Genomic DNA, 22,648 nt, shown 5'->3' with positions numbered 1-22,648 from the left:
CGCCCTCGGCCCGCCGGGCCGGGGTGGGTTGCGGCGCGCCCGGCTGTGAGACGAGCGGCGGCGAGGGGTTCGGCGCTGAGGTATCCGGCGCTGACGTATCCGACGCTGAGGTGTTAGGCGTCGGGATGTGCGGCGTTGAGGCGTGCGGCACCTCCGCCGGCGCGTGGCCGGCGGGTGCGATCCCCCCGTCTGCTGTCACCCGAACGACGCTACTCGGGGGGTACGACAATCGCAGGTCGTTCCTCGGCCGTCGCCGACCTTCGCCACCATGTCCTGTGCCACAAGACGTACGTACGGGATACTGGTCCCGTGCCCCGCGTCAGTACCGACCAGCTCGCCGCCCGCCGGCAGCACATCCTGGACGGCGCGCGGCGCTGCTTCGCCGCCCACGGCTACGAGGGGGCGACGGTCCGGCGGCTCGAGCAGAGCACCGGCCTGTCCCGCGGCGCGATCTTCCACTACTTCCGGGACAAGGACGCCCTGTTCCTCGCCCTGGCCGAGCAGGACGCCCGGCGGATGGCGGACGTCGTCGCCGAGCAGGGCCTGGTCCAGGTCATGCGCGACCTGCTCGAGACCGCCCACAAGGCCGATCCGGCCTCCGCCGACGACGAGTCCGACCGCAGCTGGCTGGGCACCCGCCTGGAGGTCTCGCGCCGGCTGCGCACGGACCCGGACTTCCGGGAGCGCTGGGAGGCCCACTCGGCCGCGCTGACCTCGGCCACCCGGGAACGGCTCGAACGCCAGGCCGCTGCCGGGGCGCTGCGCGACGACGTGCCCGTCCCCGTGCTGGCCAGCTTCCTGGAGCTGGTGCTGGAGGGCCTGGTGTCGCACCTGGCCATGGGCCTGCCGGCGGAGGACCTGGACGGCGTCCTCGACGTCGTCGAGCAGGGTGTCCGGCGGAAACGGACCTAGAACGACCCCAGCACGCGGTCCAGCTCGGCGAGATCCGCCGCGGCCAGCGAGCGCAGCTCGGCCGGCGGGTCGTTCATGATCGCGCTGGCCCGCGCCGCCGCCTCGATCCCCTCGGTCGTCGCGCTCACGATCTTGCAGCGGCGGTCCGCGGCGTGCGGGACCCGGCGGACCAGGCCGCGGCGCTGCAGGTCGTCGACAACGACGGTGGCGTAGGGCCGGTCCACCGACAGCCGTTCGGCCAGGTCGGAGAGCATCGCCGGCTCGCGGACGACCTCGAGGAGCGCCCGGACCCGGACGGGGCTGAGCCCGACCGCGTCCGCCGCCGCGCGCCGGCGGTCGTGCTGGTCGATCACCAGGGCGCGCATGCGCTTCCAGACCCGGACCGCCGGATCTGCGTCGTCGACCGTCCGCACGGGTCCGGTCTCCGTCCCCGCTGTCATCGCGCCCCCACCGGCGCCGCCGGTTCCCGGGACAGTGACAGGCCGACCCGGACGGTGCGCTTGCGCCCCACCAGGTCCGGGGTCGATCCGGCGAGGATGAACGGGCTCGAACAGCGGACTGCCGGCACGAGCCGCCGACGATCGAGATCGGGCACGCGCCACCCTCCACACCCTTGCGGACGACAATCGTTAGCACAGTACAACGATGCCGGGCAACGGATCGGTGAAGGAGAGGCAGATCCCTCCGAGGAGGAGGTCGGGAAGGGAGTACGGGCGTACGGGACCCGCCGCCGTGCGCTCGTCGACGAAGGCGGGTCTCGAGCGCTACTTCTTCTTCGTGCGGGTGGCGCCACCGCGACCGCGCAACGTCACCCCGGTCTCGCTGAGTACACGGTGCACGAACCCGTACGAACGACCCGTCTGCTCCGCGAGAGCGCGGATGCTGGCCCCCTTCTCGTACTTCTTCTTCAGATCGGTGGCGAGCTTGTCCCGCTGGGTGCCCGTGATGCGGGCCCCCTTCTTCAGGTCGGCCACGACACTTGACCTCCTCTGCCCACCGCGGGGTCCGCGGCCCGGAGCCACTCGGCTCGTCGGTGCGGCCATGATGATCCATATCGACGAGTGTGACCAGCGCAACTCTGCACATGATCGGTGAACGGTTCGCCCGATCGGATCACGCGGACGGGTGATCACGACTGCCCGGACGTCGGGCCGCTGTCGTCACAGCGTCACGGAACGCCGCTCGCGACACACGACCGGAGGGCCCGGCCGCGCCGCGCGATCACGCTCAGGCGAGCTGGACGAGCTCCAGATAGTCCGCCGACCAGTGGTCCTCCGTGCCGTCCGGCAGCACGATCACCTTGTCCGGCTCCAGCGCCTCGACCGCGCCCGGGTCGTGGGTCACCAGGACGACGGCGCCCTCGAAGCGACGCAGTGCGTCGAGCACCTGCTCGCGGCTCGCCGGGTCCAGGTTGTTGGTGGGCTCGTCGAGCAGCAGCACGTTCGCCGCGCTCGACACCAGGCCGGCCATCGCGAGCCGGGTGCGCTCGCCGCCGGACAGCGTGCCCGCCATCTGCTTGAGCTGCTCGCCCGAGAACATGAACGTGCCCAGGACTGTGCGGAGCTGCTGCTCGGGCGAGTCCGGCGAGGCGTGCCGGATGTTGTCCCAGACGCTCGCGTTCATGTCGAGCGTGTCGTGCTCCTGCGCGAAGTAGCCGGTGCGCAGCCCGTGCCCGGGGACGACCTTGCCGGAGTCGGTCTCCTCGGCGCCCGCGAGCATCCGCAGCAGCGTGGTCTTGCCGGCGCCGTTGAAGCCCAGGACGACGACCTTGGTCCCCCGGTCGATCGCGAGGTCCACGCCGGTGAACACCTCGAGCGAGCCGTAGGCCTTCGAGAGGTTCTCCGCGGTGAGCGGCGTGCGTCCGCACGGGGCCGGCGTGGGGAAGCGGATCTTGGCGACCCGGTCGGCCTGGCGCTCCGGCTCGAGGTTCGCGAGCAGCTCGTCGGCTCGGCGGGCCATGTTCTTGGCCGCGACCGCCTTGGTGGCCTTGGCGCCCATCTTCAGCGCCTGGGTGTGCAGCACGGACGCCTTCTTCTCGGCGTTCGCCCGCTCGCGGCGGCGGCGCTTCTCGTCCGTCGCCCGCGCCTCCAGGTAGCGCTTCCAGTCCATGTTGTACTGGTCGACCTCGCCGCGGGTGGCGTCGAGGAACCAGACCTTGTTGACGACGTCCGCCAGCAGCTCCGTGTCGTGGCTGATCACCACGAGGCCGCCCTCGTGCGACTTCAGGAAGCCGCGCAGCCAGGTGATCGAGTCCGCGTCGAGGTGGTTGGTGGGCTCGTCGATCAGCAGCGTGGTGGCGGACTGGGAGCCGCCGTCGCTCGCCGCGAACAGGATGCGCGCCAGCTCGACGCGGCGGCGCTGACCACCGGACAGCGTCTCGATCTGCTGGTGCAGCACGCGGTCCGGCAGGCCGAGGTTCGTGCAGATCCGCGCCGCCTCGGACTCCGCCGCGTACCCGCCGAGCGCGGAGAAGCGCTCCTCGAGGCGGCCGTACTCGCGCACGGCCTTCTCGTTCTCCGGCCCGTCGACCAGCTCGGCCATCCGGGTCTGGACCTTCTCCAGCTTGCGGAGCAGGTCGTCGAGCCCGCGGGCCGAGAGCACCCGGTCCTTCGCGGTGACGGTGAGGTCGCCCTCGCGCGGGTCCTGCGGCAGGTAGCCGATCGGGGAGTTGCTGACGACCGACCCGCCGTACGGCTCGCCCTCCCCCGCCAGCACCCGCATCGACGTGGTCTTGCCCGCGCCGTTGCGGCCGACGAGGCCGATCCGGTCGCCGGGCTGGACGCGCAGGGTGGCGCCGGACAGCAGGATGCGGGACCCGGCACGCAGCTCGAGGTCGGTGGCGGTGATCACGGGAGAGCTCCAGGGAATCGAACGAGAGGGGGCGACCTGCGGGCACGGAGGACAGAGACGCAGCCGTGCCGCGGCGCGGCGCCTACTCGATCAGGATCACGGCACCAGGCTACCCGGGCGCGCACCGGGTTTCGGGGCATAGGGTCCCCGGCATGACCGATCTCACCGGCAGGGCGGCCCTGATCACCGGCGCGAGCCGCGGGATCGGGTACGCCGCGGCCGCCGCCCTGCTCGCCCGCGGCGCCTCCGTGACGATCACCGGACGCAAGGCCCCGGAGCTCGAGGCCGCGGCGCGGGAGCTGGGGGCGGGTGGGGGTGGCCGAGTGCTGGCGGTGGCCGGGAACGCCGGGGACGCCGACCACCGCGCGGACGCCGTCGCCCGCACCGTCGAGCGCTTCGGCAGCCTCTCGATCCTGGTCAACAACGCCGGCATCAACCCCCAGTACGGGCCCCTCGTCGACGCCGACCTCGACGCCGTCACCAGGATCTTCGACGTCAACGTGGTCGCCGCGCTGGGATTCGTGCAGCTCGCGTACCGGGCGTGGATGGGCGAGCACGGGGGCGCGATCGTCAACGTCGCCTCGCTCGGCGGCCTCCGCTCGACCGGGGTCATCGGGGCCTACGGCGCCTCCAAGGCCGCCCTGATCCGGCTCACGGAGGAGCTCGCGGGCCAGCTCGGCCCGGGCATCCGCGTCAACGCCGTCGCCCCCGCCGTGGTGAAGACGCGCTTCGCCGCCAAGCTCTACGAGCACGACGAGCAGGCCGTCGCGAACGCCTACCCGATGAAGCGCCTGGGCACCCCGACTGACGTCGCCGAGGCGATCGCCTTCCTGGTCTCGGACGCCTCGGGCTGGATCACCGGCGAGACCCTCCGCATCGACGGCGGCGCCGTCGCCTCCGGCCGCAACGCCTGAGTGCCCCCGATGAGCGAACGACACTCTCGCTCATACCTAGTGAGCGAGCGGCCCGTTCACCGCGCGACCCTCCGAATGAGCGAGCGGCGCGGTGGCTCATACCTAGTGAGCCAGCGGCCCGTTCGCTCATCGGGGAGCGGGCGGTGACGGGGCTCGATGTGGTTGTCGCCGGGGGCGGGCCGGCGGGTCGGGCCCTCGCGGCGGCGTGTGCGGCGGCGGGGCTGGAGACGGCGCTCGCCGATCCGGCGCCGGACCGGCACTGGCGGTCCACCTACGCCGCGTGGGCCGGGGAGCTGCCGGGGTCGCTTCCGCCGCAGGTCGTCGCGGCCCGGGCGCGGGGGCGGGCGATCGCGCTCGGGGAGCACGACCTCGGCTGGGAGTACGCGGTGCTCGACACCGCGGCGCTCCGCTCTCACCTGGACGACGGGCTGGCCGGGGTCGCGGTGCACCGCGCGCGCCTGCGCCCCGACGGGCGGGTCGTCGACGAGGTGGGGCGGGCGGTGCCCGCGAGGATCGTCGTCGACGCGACGGGACACCGGGTCGCGACCCGAACCGGGTCCGGGGAGACGGCGGCCGGCGGGAGCGGGGTCGCTCGGGGCGGCCGGGCCACGATGTCGAGCGGCAGGCCGGCAGCAGACCACCGGTGGCGCCGACGCAGCCCGGCCGCGGAGCAGACCGCCTACGGGATCGTGGTCGACGAGGGCACCGCCTCGGCGGTCGTCGAGCCGGGCTCGGCGCTGTTCATGGACTGGCGTCGCGACCACGGGCGACCCGGCTGGCCGAGCTTTCTCTACGCCGTCCCCCTCGGCGAGGGGGAGGTGCTGCTGGAGGAGACCTCCCTCGCCCGCCGCCCGGGGCTGCCGCTGCCCGAGCTGCGGGAACGTCTTCACGCCCGGCTCGCGCACCACGGGATCACGGTCCCGGAGGGGGCGCGGGAGGAACGGGTGCGGTTCCCCGTCGACGGCCCGCTCCACCCGTCCCCGTCAGCGCTCACCCGCGACGCCGTGGGTGCCCTGCCCGGGCCCGTCGCCGACGCGCTGCTCCGTCACCTCCCGCGTCGGGGAGCCGGATCGGTCCGCTCCGGGACCGACCCCGGCCGCGCGGGCGCGGACGTGGGCGTGGGCGTCCGTTCGGTCGCCGACCTCGGCGCCCTTCCGGACGTGGCGCCGATCGCGTTCGGGGCGGCGACTCCGCTCGTCCATCCGGCGACGGGTTTCAGCGTGGCCACCGCCCTGGCGCTCGCGCCTCGGCTCGCCGCCGCACTCACGAGCGACGACCCGCACCGGGCCGCGCGGCGCGTGCTCTGGTCGCCCGCCGCCCTGGCCGTGCATGCCCTGCGCCGGCGGGGGCTGGAAGCGTTGCTGCGCATGCCGTCCCACGACGTCCCGGCCTTCTTCGAGACCTTCCTGGGCCTGCCGGCCCGGCACCGGTGGGCCTATCTCACCGGCCGCGAGGACCTGCCCGGCACCCTCGCCGCGATGGGCGCGCTCTACCGGCACGCCGGCCACGGGCTGCGGGCCCGGCTGGTCGGCCCCGCGTTCCTGCCCGCCGCGGCGCCCCTCCCGACCGGGTGACGTGCGGCGGGGCGGACCCACCCCCGCCCCTACCCCTCGGTAACCTCCACGGACGTTCAGCGGCGAACCGTGTGAGACAACCCGGAGGCTCCCCATGTCCGCCTACACGACCGTCGTCGTCGGCACCGACGGCTCCCCCACCTCGTACCGCGCCGTCGAGCGGGCCGCCGCCGTGGCCCGGGACTCCGACGCCGAGCTGGTGATCGTCTCCGCCTACACACCGGCCTCGCGCGAGGACACCCTCGCCGCCGAGGACGCCCTGGGCACCGAGGCCTACCAGGTGCGCGGCTTCTCCCCCGCCGACGAGGCCCTGCGTACCGCCGAGGACAAGGCCGCCGCGATCGGTGCCACGAAGATCACGAAGCACGCCGAGGACGGCGCCCCGGCCGACGTGCTGCGCAAGGCAGTGCAGGAGCGCAGCGCGGACCTGCTGGTCGTCGGCAACAAGGGCCTCAACACCCTCAGCGGCCGCCTCCTGGGCTCCGTCCCTGCAGACGTCGCCCGCCGCTCCGGCGTCGACGTCCTCATCGTCCACACCACCTGAAAACGCATTATGGAGCCATAACTGTCGATTCCGACCCCGGAAACGACAGTTGTGGCTCCATAATGCGGAGGGACAGCGCTGCCCTCCTGCGGAGCAGGGTCAGACGCGGAAGCCCAGTGCGCGGAGCTGCTCGCGGCCGTCCTCGGTGATCTTCTCCGGGCCCCACGGGGGCATCCAGACCCAGTTGATCGCGATCTCGTCGACCAGGTTGCCGTTGGACGGGCCGGTGAGGGCGCTGCGGGCCTGCTCCTCGATGACGTCCGTCAGCGGGCAGGCCGCGGACGTGAGCGTCATGTCGATGATCGCCTTCTTGTCCTCGACCTTCAGGCCGTAGACCAGCCCCAGGTCGACGACGTTGATCCCCAGCTCGGGATCGACGACGTCGCGCATCGCCTCTTCGATGTCGTCGAGCGACACCCCGCCCTCGGCCGGCGGCTCGGGCATCCCGGCGGCACCCCGCACGACCTCGGTCTCCGCCGTGTCGTCCGCCGTGCCGTCCGCAGTGACGTCCTGAGCACTCATGATGCCTCCTCCTTCACCCGCGCCACGGCGTCCTTGAACGCCATCCAGCCCAGCAGAGCACACTTGACCCGGGCCGGGTACTTGGACACCCCGGCGAAGGCCACGCCGTCCCCGATGACGTCCTCGTCGCCCGCGATCTTCCCGCGGCTCTGCGCCATCTCCTGGAAGGACTCCAGGATCGTGAACGCCTCGCTGATGCTCTTCCCGACCACCAGGTCGGTGAGCACCGAGGTCGAGGCCTGGGAGATCGAGCAGCCCAGGGTCTCGTACGAGACGTCCGCGACGGTGTCCCCGGTGAGCTTGACGCGCAGGGTCACCTCGTCCCCACAGGTGGGGTTGATGTGGTGGGTCTCCGCGTCGAACGGTTCCCGCAGGCCCGCCCCGTGGGGCTGCCGGTAGTGGTCCAGGATGATCTCCTGGTACATCTGCTCGAGCTTCATCTACGACACTCCGAAGAACGCCCTGGCGGCCCGCACGCCGTCGGCGAGCTGGGCCACCTCCTCCACCGTGGTGTACACGTGGAAGGACGCCCGGACGGTCGCCGCAATTCCGAATCGGCGGTGCAGCGGCCACGCGCAGTGGTGACCGACACGCACGGCGATGCCCCGGTCGTCGAGCACCTGGCCGACGTCGTGCGCGTGCACCCCGTCGACGACGAACGCCACGGCGCCGCCCCGGTCGGTCAGGTCCGCGGGCCCGACGATCCGCACGCCCGGCACCTCGGCGAGCGTGTCCAGCGCGACGCGGGCGAGCTCCTGCTCGTGGGCGAAGACCGTGTCCATGCCGATGGCGGACAGGTAGTCGACCGCCGCCCCCAGACCCACGGCCTGCGACGTCATGGGCACGCCGGCCTCGAAGCGCTGCGGCGGCGGGGCGTAGGTCGAGCCCTCCATCCGCACCATCTCGATCATCGATCCGCCGGTGAGGAAGGGCGGCATGGCCTCGAGCAGCTCGGTGCGCCCGTAGAGCACGCCGACGCCCGAGGGACCCAGCATCTTGTGCCCGGAGAACGCGGCGAAGTCCACGCCGAGCCCGGTGAGGTTCACCGGCATGTGCGGCACGGACTGGCAGGCGTCGAGCACCGTGAACGCGCCGACCGCGCGTGCCCGGCGGACCAGCTCGGCCACCGGCGCGATCGCGGCGGTGACGTTGGACTGGTGCGCGAACGCCACGACCTTGGTGCGCTCCGAGAGCTCGAGCGAGTCCAGGTCGATCCGGCCGTCGTCCGTGATCCCGTACCAGCGCAGGGTCGCCCCGGTGCGGCGGCACAGCTCCTGCCAGGGCACCAGGTTGGCGTGGTGCTCCAGCTCGGTGACGACGATCTCGTCCCCCGGCCCGAGCACGAACCGCTCCGACTCGGCGGACAGGGCGGTCCGGATGGACGAGTTCGAGAACGCGTAGGCGACGAGGTTGATCCCCTCGGTGGCGTTCTTGGTGAACACCAGCTCCTCGGGCTCGGCGCCGACGAGCACGGCGATCTTCGCCCGCGCGGCCTCGTAGTCGTCCGTGGCCTCCTCGGCCAGCTGGTGCGCGCCGCGGTGGACCGCCGCGTTGTGCGTCTCGAGGAAGGTGCGCTCGGCGTCGAGCACCTGGCGGGGCCGCTGCGAGGTGGCCCCGGAGTCCAGGTAGACGAGTGGGCGGCCCTCGCGGACCGTGCGGTGCAGGATCGGGAAGTCGTCGCGGATCGCGGCGAGGTCCAGACCCGTGCTCGGGGCCTGGAGCGCGGTCACGAGGTCGCCGCGCCGATGGTCGACCTCGCAGGCTCCGTCGCCTTCACGAACCGCTCGTAGCCGTTCTTCTCGAGGTCGTCCGCCAGCTCCGGGCCGCCGGAGAGGACGACCTGGCCCGCCGAGAACACGTGCACGAAGTCCGGCTTGATGTGCTGCAGGATCCGCGTGTAGTGCGTGATCAGCAGGACGCCGTTCTCCTCGGTGCGGAAGCGGTTCACGCCCTCGGAGACGACGCGCAGCGCGTCGACGTCGAGGCCGGAGTCCGTCTCGTCGAGGATCGCGATCTTCGGGTTCAGCAGGGCGAGCTGGAGCACCTCGTGGCGCTTCTTCTCCCCGCCGGAGAAGCCCTCGTTGACCGAGCGGTCCGCGAACTCGTCCGAGATCTCGAGGTCGGCCATGGCGCCCTTGACCTCCTTGACCCAGGTGCGCAGCTTGGGCGCCTCGCCGCGGACGGCGGTGGCCGCCGAGCGCAGGAAGTTCGCCATCGACACGCCGGGGACCTCGACCGGGTACTGCATGGCGAGGAACAGGCCCGCGCGGGCGCGCTCGTCGACGCTCATGTCCAGCACGGACTCGCCGTCGAGCAGCACCTCGCCGGAGGTGATCTGGTACTTCGGGTGGCCCGCGATCGCGTAGGCCAACGTGGACTTGCCGGAACCGTTGGGCCCCATGATCGCGTGGGTCTCGCCGGCCTTCACGGTCAGGTTCACGCCGCGCAGGATCGGCTTGGGACCCTCGTCGGTCCGCACCGACGCGTGCAGGTCCTTGATCTCCAGGGTGGACACGTTCTTCTACTCCAGTGGTCAGACGCCGGCCACGGCGAGCTCGGCCTCGATGGCCTGCTCGAGCCGTTCGCGCAGCTCGGGGAAGGTGGTGCTCGGGATGCGGTGCAGGATCTCGCCGAAGAAGGCCCGGACGACGAGCCGGCGGGCGGCCTCGGAGTCGATACCGCGGCTCTGCAGGTAGAAGAGCTGCTCGTCGTCGAACCGGCCGGTGGCGGAGGCGTGCCCGGCGGAGACGATCTCGCCGGTCTCGATCTCCAGGTTCGGCACGGAGTCCGCGCGGGCGCCCTCGGTGAGGACCAGGTTGCGGTTGAACTCGAAGGTCTCGGTGTTCTCCGCGGCGGCTCGGATGAGCACGTCGCCGATCCAGACCGTGTGCGCGCCCTCGCCCTGCAGGGCGTTCTTGTAGAGCACGTTGCTCTTGCACTGCGGCACCGCGTGGTCCACGAAGAGCCGCTGCTCCAGGTGCTGCCCGGCGTCGGCGTAGCCCAGGCCGACGAGCTCGACGTCCCCGCCCGGGGCGCGGTAGGTGACGGTCGGGCTCACCCGGACCAGGTCACCGCCCAGCGCGACCGAGACGATCTTCAGCACCGCGTCCCGCCCGATCGACAGGTGCTGCGCCGAGACGTGCACCGCGTCGTCCGCCCACTCCTCGGTGACGACCAGGGTGAGGCGCGAGGCGTCCCCGAGGACGATCTCCAGGTTGTCCGCCAGCACGCCGGACCCGCGGTGCTCCAGCACCACGGTGGCCTCGGCGTGCGTGGTGGTGCGCAGCTGCAGGTGCCCGGCCGCCGACCTGCCCTCGCCGGGGCCGTCGACCGTGATCGCGGCCGACGGGGTCCCGTCGAGGGTGACGATCGTGGCCTCGGTGAACGCGGACCAGGCCTGGGCCGCCACGCGGTCGGCGGGCGTACCGCCCTCGCCGATCCGCGGGTCGTCCCGGCCGACGGTCTCGGCGGTCGCGCCGGTCACCGTGACCTGCGCCGTCCCCGAGAGGTCCGCCGTGCCGTCGTGCAGGCCCTTCAACCGCTTGAGCGGGGTGAACCGCCAGTTCTCCTCGCGTCCGCTCGGGACCTCGAAGGCCTCGACGTCGTACGAGGTGAAGCGCTCGCCCGCGCTGGCGGCCGGCGCCACACCCTGGCCTTCCTTGGCGCCCTTGAGCTCCGGCGCCAGCCCTGCGACCTCGGTGTTGATCGGAGCGGTCATCCGACCGAACCCTCCATCTGCAGCTCGATCAGGCGGTTCAGCTCGAGGGCGTACTCCATGGGCAGCTCGCGCGCGATGGGCTCGACGAACCCGCGCACGACCATGGCCATGGCCTCGTCCTCGGTGAGCCCGCGGCTCATCAGGTAGAAGAGCTGGTCGTCGCTCACCTTGGAGACGGTGGCCTCGTGGCCCATCTGCACGTCGTCCGTGCGGATGTCGACGTACGGGTAGGTGTCGGAGCGGCTGATCGTGTCGACCAGCAGCGCGTCGCACTTCACCGTGCTCTTCGAGTTCTTGGCCCGGGGGTTGACCCGGACGAGGCCGCGGTAGGACGTGCGGCCGCCGCCCCGCGCCACCGACTTCGAGATGATCGTCGACGACGTGTTGGGCGCCAGGTGCGTCATCTTCGCGCCGGCGTCCTGGTGCTGGCCCTCGCCCGCGAACGCGATCGAGAGGACCTCGCCCTTGGCGTACTCGCCCATGAGCATCACGGCCGGGTACTTCATCGTGACCTTGGAGCCGAGGTTGCCGTCGACCCACTCCATGGTCGCGCCCTCCTCGGCCTTGGCGCGCTTGGTGACCAGGTTGTAGACGTTGTTCGACCAGTTCTGGATGGTCGTGTACCGCACCCGGGCGTTCTTCTTGACGATGATCTCGACGACGGCGGAGTGCAGCGAGTCCGACTTGTAGATCGGCGCGGTGCAGCCCTCGACGTAGTGCACGTACGAGCCCTCGTCCGCGATGATCAGCGTGCGCTCGAACTGGCCCATGTTCTCCGTGTTGATCCGGAAGTAGGCCTGCAGCGGGATCTCGACGTGCACGCCCTTCGGCACGTAGATGAACGAGCCGCCCGACCACACGGCGGAGTTCAGCGCGGAGAACTTGTTGTCCCCGGACGGGATGACCGAGCCGAAGTACTCCCGGAAGAGCTCCGGGTGCTCCTTGAGCGCGGTGTCCGTGTCGAGGAAGATCACGCCCTGCTGCTCGAGGTCCTCGCGGATCGAGTGGTAGACGACCTCGGACTCGTACTGCGCCGCGACGCCGGCCACCAGGCGGGCCTTCTCGGCCTCCGGGATGCCCAGCTTGTCGTAGGTGTTCTTGATGTCCTCGGGCAGGTCCTCCCAGGAGGCCGCCTGCTTCTCCGAGGAGCGCACGAAGTACTTGATGTTGTCGAAGTCGATCCCGCTCAGGTCCGAGCCCCAGCGGGGCATCGGCTTGCGCTCGAACAGGTCGAGCGCCTTGAGCCGGAAGTCGAGCATCCACTGGGGCTCGCTCTTCAGGCGGGAGATGTCCGCCACCACGTCCGCGGACAGTCCGCGGCGCGCGGTGGCGCCGGCGGCGTCCGAGTCCGCCCAGCCGAAGTCGTACCGGCCGAGCGTCGCGAGCGTCTCCTCCTGCGTCAGCGACTGCTGGACCTCAGGAGTGGTCGTCATGCTGCCTCCCTCTCGGGGACGTGGTGGTCGCTTGCTGTCCCGGATCGCGTTCGGGTGCGGTCACGGGTACGTGGGTGGTGCACGCGGAGTCTCCGCGCGCGATGGTGGCGAGCCGCTGCACGTGGGTGCCCAGCAGCACGGCGAAGGCCTCGGTCTCGGCCTCGCAGAGCTCGGGGAACTCGGCCGCGACGTGGGCCACCGGGCAGTGGTGCTGGCACAGCTGGACGCCGATGCCGCCCTCCCGGGTCGCGGCCGCGTAGCCCCGGCCGCTGAGCACCGTGGCCAGCGCCTCGGCGCGGGCCTCGGGGCCCTCGGCCGCGAGGATCTCCGCCTCGCCGCCGCCGAGCAGCTCGCGCACCCGGGAGCGGGCGAAGTCCTCGAGGGCCTGGGGCCCGGCGTGCTGCGCGAGGAAGCGCAGCGCCGAGGTGGCGAGATCGTCGTAGCCGTGGCCGAAGCGGACGCGGCCGGCGTCCGTGAGCAGGAAGTGCCTGGCCGGACGGCCCCGGCCCCGGCGCCCGCGGTGCGGTGCGTCCCGGGTCTCGGCCTCACCGTCGGCGATCAGCGCGTCGAGGTGCCGGCGGACGGCGGCGGCGGAGAGCTCCAGCTCGGCCGCCACCTCGGCGGCCGTGACCGGGCCCTGCTCCATGAGCAGGCGGGCGACGGCGACCCGGGTACGGCCCTCGCCGGCGGAGGCGGAGCTTGCGGAGCTCGCGGAGCCGACCATCGGCCCGGAGGCGGAGCTTGCGGAGCCGACCATCGGCCCGGAGGCGGAGCCCGCGGCGGCGATCGTCGATCCCGGCGGGGACAGCACGACGTCGACGGGGCCCGTGGGCACCGTCTCGGTCGTGGCTCCGCCTGTTTTCACAACACCAGTGTTGCGTATTTGGTCGCGGCGGGCAAAGGCGACCCGCCCGGCTGGTGAGGTGACTCACCTCGAACGTGGTCGCGGGCCGTCGGGAGGGGTGTCGGCGCCCGGAGCGGTGTCGGTGGTCCGCGGGCCACGCTCTACCCTCGTCGCATGGCCGCCCCCGCCCTGGATCCGAGTGGATCCACCGTGGTGGAGCCGGGTGTGCGCCGGGCCGACCCCGCGCGGCTCGCCCGCCGGCTGGGTCTCACGGGGGCCCTGCTCATGGCGATCGGGGCGCTGGGGGCCGGGGCACTGCCCGTCCCCAATCCGCTCAACGGCCTGCGGCTCATCGGTCTGCCCGCCCGCAACGCGACCCTCGCGATCGCCCTGACCTACGCGGGTATGGGCATGCTCGTGCTGGCCTGGCTGTGGATCGGGCGGATGCTGTCGGCGCGGGGCGCGATCCCCCCGGCGCCGGACCGGTTCTCCCTCGGCCGCACCGGGATCCTGTGGGCGATCCCGCTGGCCATGGCGCCGCCGATGTTCTCCAAGGACGTCTACAGCTACCTCGCCCAGTCGGCGATCACGGCCCGCGGCATCGACCCGTACGTCTTCGGCCCGGCCCAGGCCCTGGGCGTCGACGATCCGCTGACCCGCACGATCCCGACGATCTGGCGGGAGACACCGGCGCCGTACGGGCCGCTGTTCCTGATGGCGGGCCGCGGGATCACGGCGCTGACCGGCAACGACGTGGTGTTCGGGGTGCTGGCCCACCGGGCGCTGGCCCTCTGCGGCATTGCGCTCATCCTCTGGGCGCTGCCCAAGCTGGCCCGGCGCTGCGGGGTCGAGCCCGGGCTCGCCCTCTGGTTGGGTGTCGCGAATCCGCTGGTGCTGTTCCACCTGGTCAGCGGCATCCACAACGAGGCGCTGATGATCGGCCTGCTGCTCGCGGGCCTGCACCTGGCGCTGGGCGGAGGCGGAGCTGACCGTCGGATGCTGGGTGGAGCTCGCGGTGCCGATCATCGGGTGGGGCTCGACGATCCGCCGGACTGGCCCCGGGTGGTCGCGGGCACGGTGCTGATCACCCTCGGCGCGTCCGTCAAGATCCCCGCCTTGCTGGCGCTGGGTTTCGTGGGGATGGACCTCGCCCGCCGGCTCGGCGGGGGCTGGAGACGGGTGGGCGGCGTGGCCGCCCTGCTCGGTGTCGTCGTGGTGGCGGTCTACGCCGCCATCGGCTTCGGGACCGGCCTGGGCTTCGGGTGGATCAACACCCAGGGTACGGCCAACACGATCCGTAGCTGGATGTCGTTGTCCACGGACCTCGGCCAGCTCTCCGCGCAGCTCGGCATCCTGGCCGGGCTCGGCGACCACACGGACACCACCCTCACCATCGCCCGCGGGATCGGGGGGCTCGCCGCCGCGCTGGCCTGCGGCTGGCTGCTCTGGGCGACCCTGAAGGGCCGGGTGGACCCGGTGACGGGCGTGGGCGTCGGGCTGGGCGCGGTCGTCCTGTTGGGCCCGGTCGTGCACCCCTGGTACCTGCTGTGGGCCGCGATCCCGCTCGCCGCGACCAAGGGCCTGCCGCGCTACCGGCGGTTCGCGCTGGCGGCCTCGGCCGTCATCGCGGTGGTGGTCCCGCCGACGGGTGCGGACTTCAACTTCCGGGCCTTCCAGCTGCCCCTGGCGATCGTCGCCGGGATCGTGATGTTGCTGGTCGCGCTCGTCTGGGTGCGCCGGGACCTCCGGCGCGAGCAGGCCCGTGACGCCGCGGTGACCCAGCTCCCATCGTGACGCCGGGCGCGCCCGGCGGCGGGGCGCCCGGGGCCGCTGCCTAGAATCGCACCTCGTGCACACCCCTCCGTCGGTCCCTCGGTCGGATGCTGCCGTGTCGACCGCGGTGTCGGTCCGGGGCCTGGTGAAGCGCTTCGGCGGGACCACCGCCGTCGACGGTCTGGACCTCTCGCTCGAGCGAGGCACCGTGCTCGCGCTCCTCGGGCCGAACGGCGCCGGCAAGACCACGACCATCGAGGTCTGCACCGGTTTCCAGCGGGCGGACGCGGGCGAGGTGCGCGTCCTCGGGCAGGACCCGGCGGGCGCCCCGGACTCCTTGCGGGCCCGGATCGGCGTGATGCCCCAGGGCGGCGGGGCGTACCCGGGTGTGAAGGCCCGCGAGATGCTCGAGCTCGTCGCGGCCTGCGCCGCGCAGCCGCTCGACGCGAGCTGGCTGATCGAGGTCCTCGGCCTCGGCAGCTGCGCGAAGACGCCGTACAAGCGCCTCTCCGGCGGGCAGCAGCAGCGCCTCGCGCTCGCCTGCGCCGTGATCGGCCGCCCCGAGCTGGTGTTCCTCGACGAGCCGACGGCGGGCATGGACCCCCAGGCCCGGCGGGTCGTGTGGGAGCTGGTGTCCGCGCTGCGCCGGGACGGCGTCGCGGTGCTGCTGACCACGCACCTGATGGAGGAGGCCGAGGCGCTCGCGGACCAGGTCGTGATCGTCGACCACGGCAGGGTGGTCGCCGAGGGCACCCCGGCCGAGCTGACCTCGGGTGGTGACGAGCAGGAGCTGCGGTTCCGCGCCCGCACCGGCATGGACGTCGACGCGCTGGCCGCCGCGCTGCCCGCGGGCTACCGCGCGGCCGAGACGGTGGCCGGGCGGTACGTCGTGCGCGGGCGGATCGATCCCTCGGTGCTCTCCGCCATCACCGGCTGGTGCGCCGGACAGGGCGCCCTGGCGGACGACGTGCAGGTCGCCCGGCGCAGCCTGGAGGACGTCTTCCTCGACCTCACGGGGCGGGAGCTGCGATGAGCGACCTGACGGACGGGGCGGCCCGGCGCGGGACCTTCGCGCCCGGGACCTTCCTCCCCGCTCCAGGGCGGGGGTCGCTCGGCCGGATGCTGCGGATCCAGGCGGCCACCGAGACCCGGCTGGCGCTGCGCAACGGCGAGCAGGTGCTGCTCACGCTGCTCATCCCGATCGTGCTGCTCGTCGGCCTCACCGGCCTGCGGTTCATCCCGCTGCCCGAGCCGCGGGTCGCGTCCGTCACGGCGTCCGTGCTCGCGCTGGCGGTGATGTCCACGGCCTTCACCAGCCAGGCGATCGCCTTCGGCTTCGACCGGCGCTACGGGGTGATCCGGCGGCTCGCGGCCACCGCGCTCCCCCGCTGGCTGCTCGTGGCGGGCCGGATCGCGGCGGTGCTGGCCGTCGTCGTCGTGCAGCTCGTGGTGCTGGGGCTGATCGCGGTGGCGCTGGGCTGGCGCCCGGACGCCGCGGGCCTGGGCTGGACGTTGCTGCTGATGCTGCTGGGCTGCGCGGCCTTCGGGGCCCTGGGCATCCTGCTCGGCGGCACCCTGCGGGCGGAGATCGTGCTCGCCGTCGCCAACCTGGTGTGGTTCGTGCTGCTGCTCGGCGGGGGCATCGTGATCCCGCTGGACCAGCTGCCCGCCGGGGTCGCCGCGGTCGCGTCCGCGCTGCCGTCCGGGGCGCTGGCGAGCGGGCTGCGCTCGGCGCTCGTCGAGGGGACGGCGCCCGGGATCGGGCCGGTGCTCGTGCTGGTGGCCTGGGCGGTGGTCGCCGCGGGCGTCGCGGCCAGGACCGTGCGGCTGCGCTGAGCGAGCGGGGACCTTCTACGATGCGTAGTATGTTGCAGCGGATCCCGGCGACGTCGCCGGCCTGGATGTTCCGGCTCGCGGTCCTGTCGCTGATCGGCCAGGCCGGGATCATGGTCACCGGCGCGGTCGTGCGGGTCACGGGATCCGGGCTCGGCTGCCCGACCTGGCCGAACTGCTTCCCGGGCTCGCTCGTGCCGGTGGCGCATCCCGAGGTCGCGGTGTTCCACCAGTGGGTGGAGTTCGGCAACCGGCTCCTGTCGGGCTTCCTCGTGGTCGTCGCGATCCTGACGTTCCTGGCCGCGCTCAACGTCCATCCGCGCCGCCGCCGCCTCACCTGGCTCGCGCTCGCGATGCCGCTCGGTGTGGTGGCCCAGGCCGTCATCGGCGGGTTCACCGTGCTCGCCGGGCTGGCCTGGTGGAGCGTGATGCCGCACTTCCTCGCCTCCACCGTGCTCGTGTGGCTCGCCGCCGCGCTGGTCGACGAGGCGCGGGCGGGCGGTGCGGTGACCCGGGTCGTCGGGCGGCCGGTCCGACTGCTCACGGTGGTCAGCAGCGTGGTGCTCGGGGCCCTGCTGATCGCGGGCACGCTCGTCACCGCGGCCGGCCCGCACGCCGGCGACGCGGCGACCCCGCGGCTCGACCTCGGCATCGCGGCCCTCGCGCAGCTGCACGCGGACCTGCTCTTCGCCTACCTCGGGCTGCTCGTCGGCCTCGGGTTCACGCTGTGGGCCGTCGGAGCGCCTCGCCCGGTCCGCCGCCGCTACGTCGTGCTCGTGGTGGTCGTGCTGGCCCAGGGGGCCCTGGGCGGGATCCAGTACGGGCTCGGGGTGCCGGAGGTCCTGGTGACCTTCCACGTCCTCGGCGCGGCCCTCACCACCGCGGCGGCCGGCTCCCTCTGGTCGGGCCTGACACACCGCGCCCCCCTCCCGACCGAGGTCCCGTCGGAGACCGCCGACCGCGAGCGAACCCCCGCGCACTGACCCCGCGCCCCGACCCGCTCGCACACCACTCCGGGCCTGCGCACAGCGGTCACGACGGGTGGGCGAGCGCGCGGACCGGTGTGCGGGCCCCGATCAGAGCTCGCGGGCGCTCAGGACCAGGGCCAGCAGGGCCAGCGCGCCGACGATCGCCGAGAAGACCACCCCCGCCGTCGCCATGCCGACGGCGTGCGCCGCCGCGCCCACACCGATGACCGGCAGCGACAGGGCGGTGTAGAGGACCAGGAAGAACGTCGCGACCACCGCGCCCCGCACCCGCTCCGGGGCCGCGCCGCCGACCGCCACGATGCCGGCCCGCAGCGTCGTCCCCAACCCGGCGCCGCCGACGACCGCGCCGGCCGCGAACAGGGCGAGCGACGCCCGTCCGATCCCGGCCCCGATCAGCCCGGTGCCCACCACCAGCACCGCGCACCCGACGACGGGAACCACCCGCTCCGGCAGGTGGGTCGATGCGACCTGCCCCACCGCGGCGCCGACGCCCATCGCGAACACCACCAGCCCGACGGCGACGTGCTCGGGCCGGTGCAGCACCTCGACCATCACCTGGGGCGACACCCCCGTGAGCAGGCCCAGCACGGCGAAGCCGGCGAAACCCGCCGTCGACGCCCGCACGAACACCCGTCGCGCCTGCGGCGGCACCGACCCGACCCGCAACGGCACGATCCGGAAGGTCCCCCGCGAGACGGTCTCCGGGACCGTCCACAGCGCCCCGGCGGACAGCACCAGCAACGCCGCGTGCACGAGGTACGGCAGCACGAGCGGCCAGGGCGCGAACTGGGCCAGCACCCCGCCGACCAACGGGCCGGTCCCGAGACCCGTCATGGTCACCACCGAGGCGACCAGGCCCGCCCGGGCCTTGCCGCCCTCGTCGGACAGGTCCAGCAGCGCCGCCGTCGCCGTCCCGGTGAAGACGCCGGCGGACAGACCCGACAGGAACCGGCCCACGAACAGCGCCGGCTCCGCCGGGACCAGGAACACCAGGCCGCTGAGCAGCGAGAACGCGAGCCCGGCCGCGAGCACCGGGCGCCGCCCGATCCGGTCGGAGAGCCCGCCGGTGAGCACCAGCGCGGTGCCGACGCCCACGGCGTAGGTCGCGAACACGACCGTCACGACCACGCCGCCGAAGCCGTCACGCTGCGCGTAGAGGGGATAGAGCGGGGTGGGCAACGTGGTGCCCGTCATGGTCACGAGGAAGGCCCCGGCGACGGCGAGGCGACCCCGCCGGCTCGCGACGGGACGGGTGATCGTTCCGGTCATCACCGCCAGTCTCCCTCCCGATCACCCCCGGCGCGACGGTCCCCGCCCGACCGGACGGGCCCGACCGTGTAGGCATGAGCATGTGGCCGACACCTGCTTCCACGATCTGCAGCGCTACGTCGAGCTCCCGCGCCTGGCGGGCCTCGCCCTCTCCCCCGACGGCTCCCGGCTGGTCACCACCGCCGCCGCGCTGAACCGCGAGCGGACGGCCTGGACGCCGGCCCTGTGGGAGATCGATCCCACCGGGGCCGAACCCGCCCGGCGGCTGACCCGCGGCGCGAAGGGCGAGTCCGCGCCGGCCTTCACCCCCGACGGCGACCTGCTGTTCGTCTCCGCCCGCCCCGATCCCGACGGCGACCCGGACGCCCCCGAGGCCGCCGCCCTGTGGCGGCTGCCGCTCCGCGGCGAGGCGACGGTCGCGGGCACGCGCCCCGGCGGCGTCTCGTCGCCGATCGTGGCCCGGGAGGCCGGCACGGTACTGCTGACGTCGATGACACTGCCGGGCGCGGTGACCGCCGAGGACGACACGGCCCGGCGCACGGCACGCAAGGAACGCAAGGTCGCCGCGGTCCTCCACGACGGCTACCCGGTGCGGTTCTGGGACCACGACCTGGGCCCGGACGAGCCGCGGCTCGTGGCCGGCCCCGTGGACCCCACCGCAGGCCCCTGGCAGGACCTCACGCCCGCGCCCCGCCGGGCCCTGGTCGACTCCGCAGCGGACCTCTCGCCGGACGGGCGCACCGCCGTCGCGGTCTGGGCGATCGACCTGCCGCACGGCGCGACCCGGGCCACCCTCGTGGCGATCGACACCGCCACGGCCGAGCACCGCACGCTGCTCGACGATCCCGCATTCGACGCCGGCACGCCCCGGATCAGCCCCGACGGGCGCACCGTGGCGGCGATCCGCTCGCGGCGATCCACCCCGCAGAGCGCACCGCGCTTCGACATCGTGCTGCTGCCGCTCACCGGCGGCGAGGCCGCTGTGCCCACCGGCGGCGAGGCCGCTGTGCCCACCGGCGGCGAGGCCGCTGTGCTCGCCGGCGACTGGGACCGCTGGCCCGCCGACCTGGTCTGGACGCCCGACTCGGCCGCCCTCGTCGTCGTCGCGGACGAGGGCGGGCGGTCACCACTGTTCCGGATCACCCCGGAGGGGACGGTCACCCGGCTCACCGGGGACCACGGGGCCTACACGAACCCGGTCGTCTCCCCCGACGGGAGCACGGTCTACGCCCTGCGCTCGGCCGTCGACCACCCGCCCGCACCCGTCCGGCTCGACGCGCACACAGCCGACCAGCAGCCCACCCTGCTCCCCGGTCCGGCCGACGCGCCGCTGCTGCCCGGGACCCTCACCGAGGTCACCGCGACCGCGGAGGACGGCTCGCCGCTACGGGCCTGGCTGGTCCTCCCCGACACCTCCGGGCCGGGCCCGACGGTCGGGTCCGCAAGCTCCCCCTCCGCACCGACGGTCGGGTCCGCGAGCTCCCCCTCCGCACCGACGGTCGGGTCCGCAAGCTCCACCTCCGCCCCCTTGCTGCTCTGGGTCCACGGCGGCCCCCTCGGCAGCTGGAACGCCTGGCAGTGGCGCTGGAACCCCTGGCTGATGGCCGCGCGCGGCTACGCCGTCCTGCTGCCCGACCCGGCGCTGTCGACCGGCTACGGGCAGGACTTCGTGCAGCGCGGCTGGGGCGCCTGGGGCGGCCCGCCCTACACCGACCTGCTCGCGCTCACCGACGCCGCCGAGGCCCTCCCCGAGATCGACGCCACCCGGACGGCCGCGATGGGCGGCTCCTTCGGCGGGTACATGGCGAACTGGATCGCCGGACACACGGACCGCTTCCGGGCGATCGTCACGCACGCGAGCCTGTGGGCGCTCGACCAGTTCGGCCCGACGACGGACTTCGCGGACTACTGGCTCACCGAGATGACCGCGGAGATGGCCGAGGCCAACAGCCCGCACCGGCACGCCGACGCGATCACCACGCCGATGCTGGTGATCCACGGCGACAAGGACTACCGCGTGCCGATCGGCGAGGCCCTGCGGCTGTGGTGGGACCTGCAGTACCGCGTCGCCGACCCGGCCGACAACCCGCACCGCTTCCTGTACTTCCCCGACGAGAACCACTGGGTGCTCACCCCGCAGCACTCCGCGCTCTGGTACGAGACGGTGCAGGCCTTCCTGGCCCACCACGTCCTCGGGGAGGAGTGGGAGACGCCCGACCTGCTCAGATGAGGGTGGGCAGGCCCACGGCCGCGTCGACGGCGATCGCGAGGAAGAGGGCGCAGAGGTAGAGGTTCGAGAGGTGGAACAGCCGCATGGGCGCCACCTCCTTGCCCGCCTTGACCCCCGCGTGCAGCACGTGCGCCCGGATCACGAAGTAGGCGCCGCCCAGCACCGCCACGGCCAGGTAGATCCAGGACGTGACCGGCAGGAGCAGCAACGTCCAGGCGAACATCACCCAGCTGTAGATCACGATCCGGACCGAGACCTGCCGGGCCGTGGCCACCACCGGCAGCATCGGGACCTCGGCCGCCGCGTAGTCGTCCTTGTACTTCATGGCCAGCGCCCAGAAGTGCGGCGGCGTCCAGAAGAAGATCACACCGAACATCACCAGGGCGGGCCAGCCGACCGTGCCGGTCACCGCGGACCAGCCGATGACGACGGGCATGCAGCCCGCGGCCCCGCCCCAGACGATGTTCTGCGAGGTCCGGCGCTTGAGCCACATCGTGTAGACGAGCACGTAGAACGCGATCGCCCCGACGGCCAGCACCGCCGAGAGCAGGTTCGTCGTCCACCACAGCCACACCGCGGACAGCGCACCCAGGACCAGGCCGAAGATCAGCGCGTTGCGCGGGGCGACCTCGCCGCGGGCCGTGGGCCGCTTCGAGGTGCGCTTCATCTTCGCGTCGATGTCCGCGTCGACCACGCAGTTCAGGGCGTGGGCCGCGGCCGAGGCCATCGCGCCGCCGACCAGGGTCGCGAGGATCAGCCAGACCGACGGGATCTCGCGCTTCGCGAGGATCATCGCCGGCACGGTGACCACGAGCAGCTGCTCGATGATCCGCGTCTTGGTGAGCCCCACGTAGGCCCGCACCGTGTCCGCGAACCGGGCGCCCCGGGACGGGCCCGCGGCCGACCCGGCAGCGGAATCGGCACCGGATCCTGCCCGGTCCGGCCGCTCGGCCGCTCCCCGGTGTGACACGGGTGCGCTCACCAGTTGCTACCTCGCTCGCCGACAGGGTCCGTGGTGGGTGCCGCAGGCGACGGCCACCGGCCGGCGGCCCGTCTTCTACAGCGTGTCGATGCTAACCCCTGGAATGCGCGCGGGAGTCGGCGGGTGGTCCTGCTGTGGACAACCCGGCGTGATCTGCTCCCGGAGCGGTCCGGCGGTGGGCCGATGTGGCTAAGGTTCGAGGTCGAGAGCCGGACGCGCCGATCGCGCCCCCGGTCCACGGCCCCCGTGACCGGGTCGCCG

At 73.3% G+C, this 22,648-nt stretch carries 21 protein-coding genes; 9 read left to right on the top strand and 12 right to left on the bottom strand.

From position 1 onward, the window contains the following. The first annotated feature begins 309 nt into the window (after window positions 1-309). Window positions 310-912, top strand: a complete 603-nt coding sequence (locus ABD324_RS03320) for a TetR/AcrR family transcriptional regulator (RefSeq protein ID WP_344412193.1) — start codon at window positions 310-312, stop codon at window positions 910-912. On the opposite strand, the gene ABD324_RS03315 is transcribed toward ABD324_RS03320, so the two are convergent. From ABD324_RS03315 to ABD324_RS03305, 3 genes are all read right to left on the bottom strand, one after another. Beyond that, window positions 909-1,352, bottom strand: coding sequence for a MarR family winged helix-turn-helix transcriptional regulator (locus tag ABD324_RS03315; RefSeq protein WP_344412191.1), 444 nt, complete (start codon window positions 1,350-1,352; stop codon window positions 909-911). The two genes, ABD324_RS03320 and ABD324_RS03315, sit on opposite strands and share 4 nt — an antisense overlap. 324 nt (window positions 1,353-1,676) lie before the next feature. Further along, window positions 1,677-1,886, bottom strand: a complete 210-nt coding sequence (locus ABD324_RS03310) for a helix-turn-helix domain-containing protein (protein ID WP_028932228.1) — start codon at window positions 1,884-1,886, stop codon at window positions 1,677-1,679. Between the two features lie 253 nt (window positions 1,887-2,139). After that, window positions 2,140-3,762, bottom strand: coding sequence for an ABC-F family ATP-binding cassette domain-containing protein (locus ABD324_RS03305; protein ID WP_344412189.1), 1,623 nt, complete (start codon window positions 3,760-3,762; stop codon window positions 2,140-2,142). 152 nt (window positions 3,763-3,914) lie between these two features. On the opposite strand from ABD324_RS03305, the gene ABD324_RS03300 reads away from it, so the two are divergent. From ABD324_RS03300 to ABD324_RS03290, 3 genes are all read left to right on the top strand, one after another. Beyond that, the gene (locus ABD324_RS03300) at window positions 3,915-4,676 is read left to right on the top strand and encodes an SDR family oxidoreductase (protein ID WP_344412187.1); all 762 of its coding nucleotides are present in this window, start codon (window positions 3,915-3,917) and stop codon (window positions 4,674-4,676) included. Between the two features lie 143 nt (window positions 4,677-4,819). Then, entirely contained in the window at window positions 4,820-6,250 is a 1,431-nt protein-coding gene (locus ABD324_RS03295) for a lycopene cyclase family protein (RefSeq protein WP_344412185.1), read from the top strand. A gap of 94 nt (window positions 6,251-6,344) precedes the next feature. Beyond that, window positions 6,345-6,794: a universal stress protein gene (locus ABD324_RS03290; RefSeq protein WP_344412183.1), complete on the top strand. Its 450-nt coding sequence runs from the start codon at window positions 6,345-6,347 to the stop codon at window positions 6,792-6,794. 99 nt (window positions 6,795-6,893) lie between these two features. On the opposite strand, the gene ABD324_RS03285 is transcribed toward ABD324_RS03290, so the two are convergent. Genes ABD324_RS03285 through ABD324_RS03255 form a run of 7 tightly spaced genes read right to left on the bottom strand, consistent with a single transcriptional unit; the run spans window position 6,894 to window position 13,191 of the window. Further along, window positions 6,894-7,316, bottom strand: a complete 423-nt coding sequence (locus ABD324_RS03285; RefSeq protein WP_344412179.1) for a metal-sulfur cluster assembly factor — start codon at window positions 7,314-7,316, stop codon at window positions 6,894-6,896. Then, window positions 7,313-7,756, bottom strand: a complete 444-nt coding sequence (gene sufU / locus ABD324_RS03280) for a Fe-S cluster assembly sulfur transfer protein SufU (protein ID WP_344412177.1) — start codon at window positions 7,754-7,756, stop codon at window positions 7,313-7,315. Before sufU ends, ABD324_RS03285 begins: the two co-directional genes overlap by 4 nt. Beyond that, window positions 7,757-9,046 (bottom strand): cysteine desulfurase, encoded by a 1,290-nt coding sequence (locus tag ABD324_RS03275; RefSeq protein WP_344412175.1) that lies wholly within the window; start codon window positions 9,044-9,046, stop codon window positions 7,757-7,759. Further along, on the bottom strand, window positions 9,043-9,831 hold the full coding sequence (gene sufC / locus ABD324_RS03270; protein WP_344412174.1) for a Fe-S cluster assembly ATPase SufC: 789 nt from the start codon (window positions 9,829-9,831) through the stop codon (window positions 9,043-9,045). Before sufC ends, ABD324_RS03275 begins: the two co-directional genes overlap by 4 nt. An 18-nt stretch (window positions 9,832-9,849) precedes the next feature. Further along, window positions 9,850-11,034, bottom strand: a complete 1,185-nt coding sequence (gene sufD, locus ABD324_RS03265) for a Fe-S cluster assembly protein SufD (protein ID WP_344412173.1) — start codon at window positions 11,032-11,034, stop codon at window positions 9,850-9,852. Beyond that, a complete protein-coding gene (gene sufB / locus ABD324_RS03260) occupies window positions 11,031-12,467 on the bottom strand; it encodes a Fe-S cluster assembly protein SufB (protein ID WP_344412172.1) in 1,437 nt (478 codons plus the stop codon). The genes sufD and sufB overlap by 4 nt, the downstream gene beginning before the upstream one ends. Beyond that, window positions 12,451-13,191 carry a helix-turn-helix transcriptional regulator gene (locus tag ABD324_RS03255; protein WP_344413375.1) on the bottom strand — a complete coding sequence of 247 codons (741 nt, stop codon included), beginning with the start codon at window positions 13,189-13,191 and terminating at the stop codon, window positions 12,451-12,453. The genes sufB and ABD324_RS03255 overlap by 17 nt, the downstream gene beginning before the upstream one ends. 294 nt (window positions 13,192-13,485) lie before the next feature. Between ABD324_RS03255 and mptB the strand changes: the two genes are divergently transcribed. The 4 genes from mptB (at window position 13,486) to ABD324_RS03235 (ending at window position 17,900) form a co-directional block, all read left to right on the top strand. Continuing rightward, window positions 13,486-15,105 (top strand): polyprenol phosphomannose-dependent alpha 1,6 mannosyltransferase MptB, encoded by a 1,620-nt coding sequence (mptB, locus tag ABD324_RS03250; RefSeq protein ID WP_344412170.1) that lies wholly within the window; start codon window positions 13,486-13,488, stop codon window positions 15,103-15,105. Between the two features lie 94 nt (window positions 15,106-15,199). Further along, window positions 15,200-16,117 (top strand): ABC transporter ATP-binding protein, encoded by a 918-nt coding sequence (locus tag ABD324_RS03245; RefSeq protein ID WP_344412168.1) that lies wholly within the window; start codon window positions 15,200-15,202, stop codon window positions 16,115-16,117. Next, window positions 16,114-16,920: an ABC transporter permease gene (locus tag ABD324_RS03240; protein ID WP_344412166.1), complete on the top strand. Its 807-nt coding sequence runs from the start codon at window positions 16,114-16,116 to the stop codon at window positions 16,918-16,920. Before ABD324_RS03245 ends, ABD324_RS03240 begins: the two co-directional genes overlap by 4 nt. Window positions 16,921-16,949: 29 nt before the next feature. After that, on the top strand, window positions 16,950-17,900 hold the full coding sequence (locus tag ABD324_RS03235; RefSeq protein ID WP_344412164.1) for a COX15/CtaA family protein: 951 nt from the start codon (window positions 16,950-16,952) through the stop codon (window positions 17,898-17,900). Window positions 17,901-17,993: 93 nt separating this feature from the next. On the opposite strand, the gene ABD324_RS03230 is transcribed toward ABD324_RS03235, so the two are convergent. Next, a complete protein-coding gene (locus tag ABD324_RS03230) occupies window positions 17,994-19,175 on the bottom strand; it encodes an MFS transporter (RefSeq protein ID WP_344412162.1) in 1,182 nt (393 codons plus the stop codon). Between the two features lie 82 nt (window positions 19,176-19,257). On the opposite strand from ABD324_RS03230, the gene ABD324_RS03225 reads away from it, so the two are divergent. After that, on the top strand, window positions 19,258-21,405 hold the full coding sequence (locus ABD324_RS03225) for a prolyl oligopeptidase family serine peptidase (protein ID WP_344412160.1): 2,148 nt from the start codon (window positions 19,258-19,260) through the stop codon (window positions 21,403-21,405). Here ABD324_RS03225 and ABD324_RS03220 read toward each other — a convergent pair. Then, window positions 21,398-22,387, bottom strand: coding sequence for a heme o synthase (locus tag ABD324_RS03220; protein WP_344412158.1), 990 nt, complete (start codon window positions 22,385-22,387; stop codon window positions 21,398-21,400). The genes ABD324_RS03225 and ABD324_RS03220 overlap by 8 nt on opposite strands. Window positions 22,388-22,648 lie beyond the last annotated feature (261 nt).

It is taken from the genome of Pseudonocardia ailaonensis, from assembly GCF_039531635.1.
GTDB lineage: Bacteria > Actinomycetota > Actinomycetes > Mycobacteriales > Pseudonocardiaceae > Pseudonocardia > Pseudonocardia ailaonensis.
The sequence above is the reverse complement of the archived record's forward strand: the minus strand, read 5'-3'. Positions and strand labels throughout refer to the sequence as shown.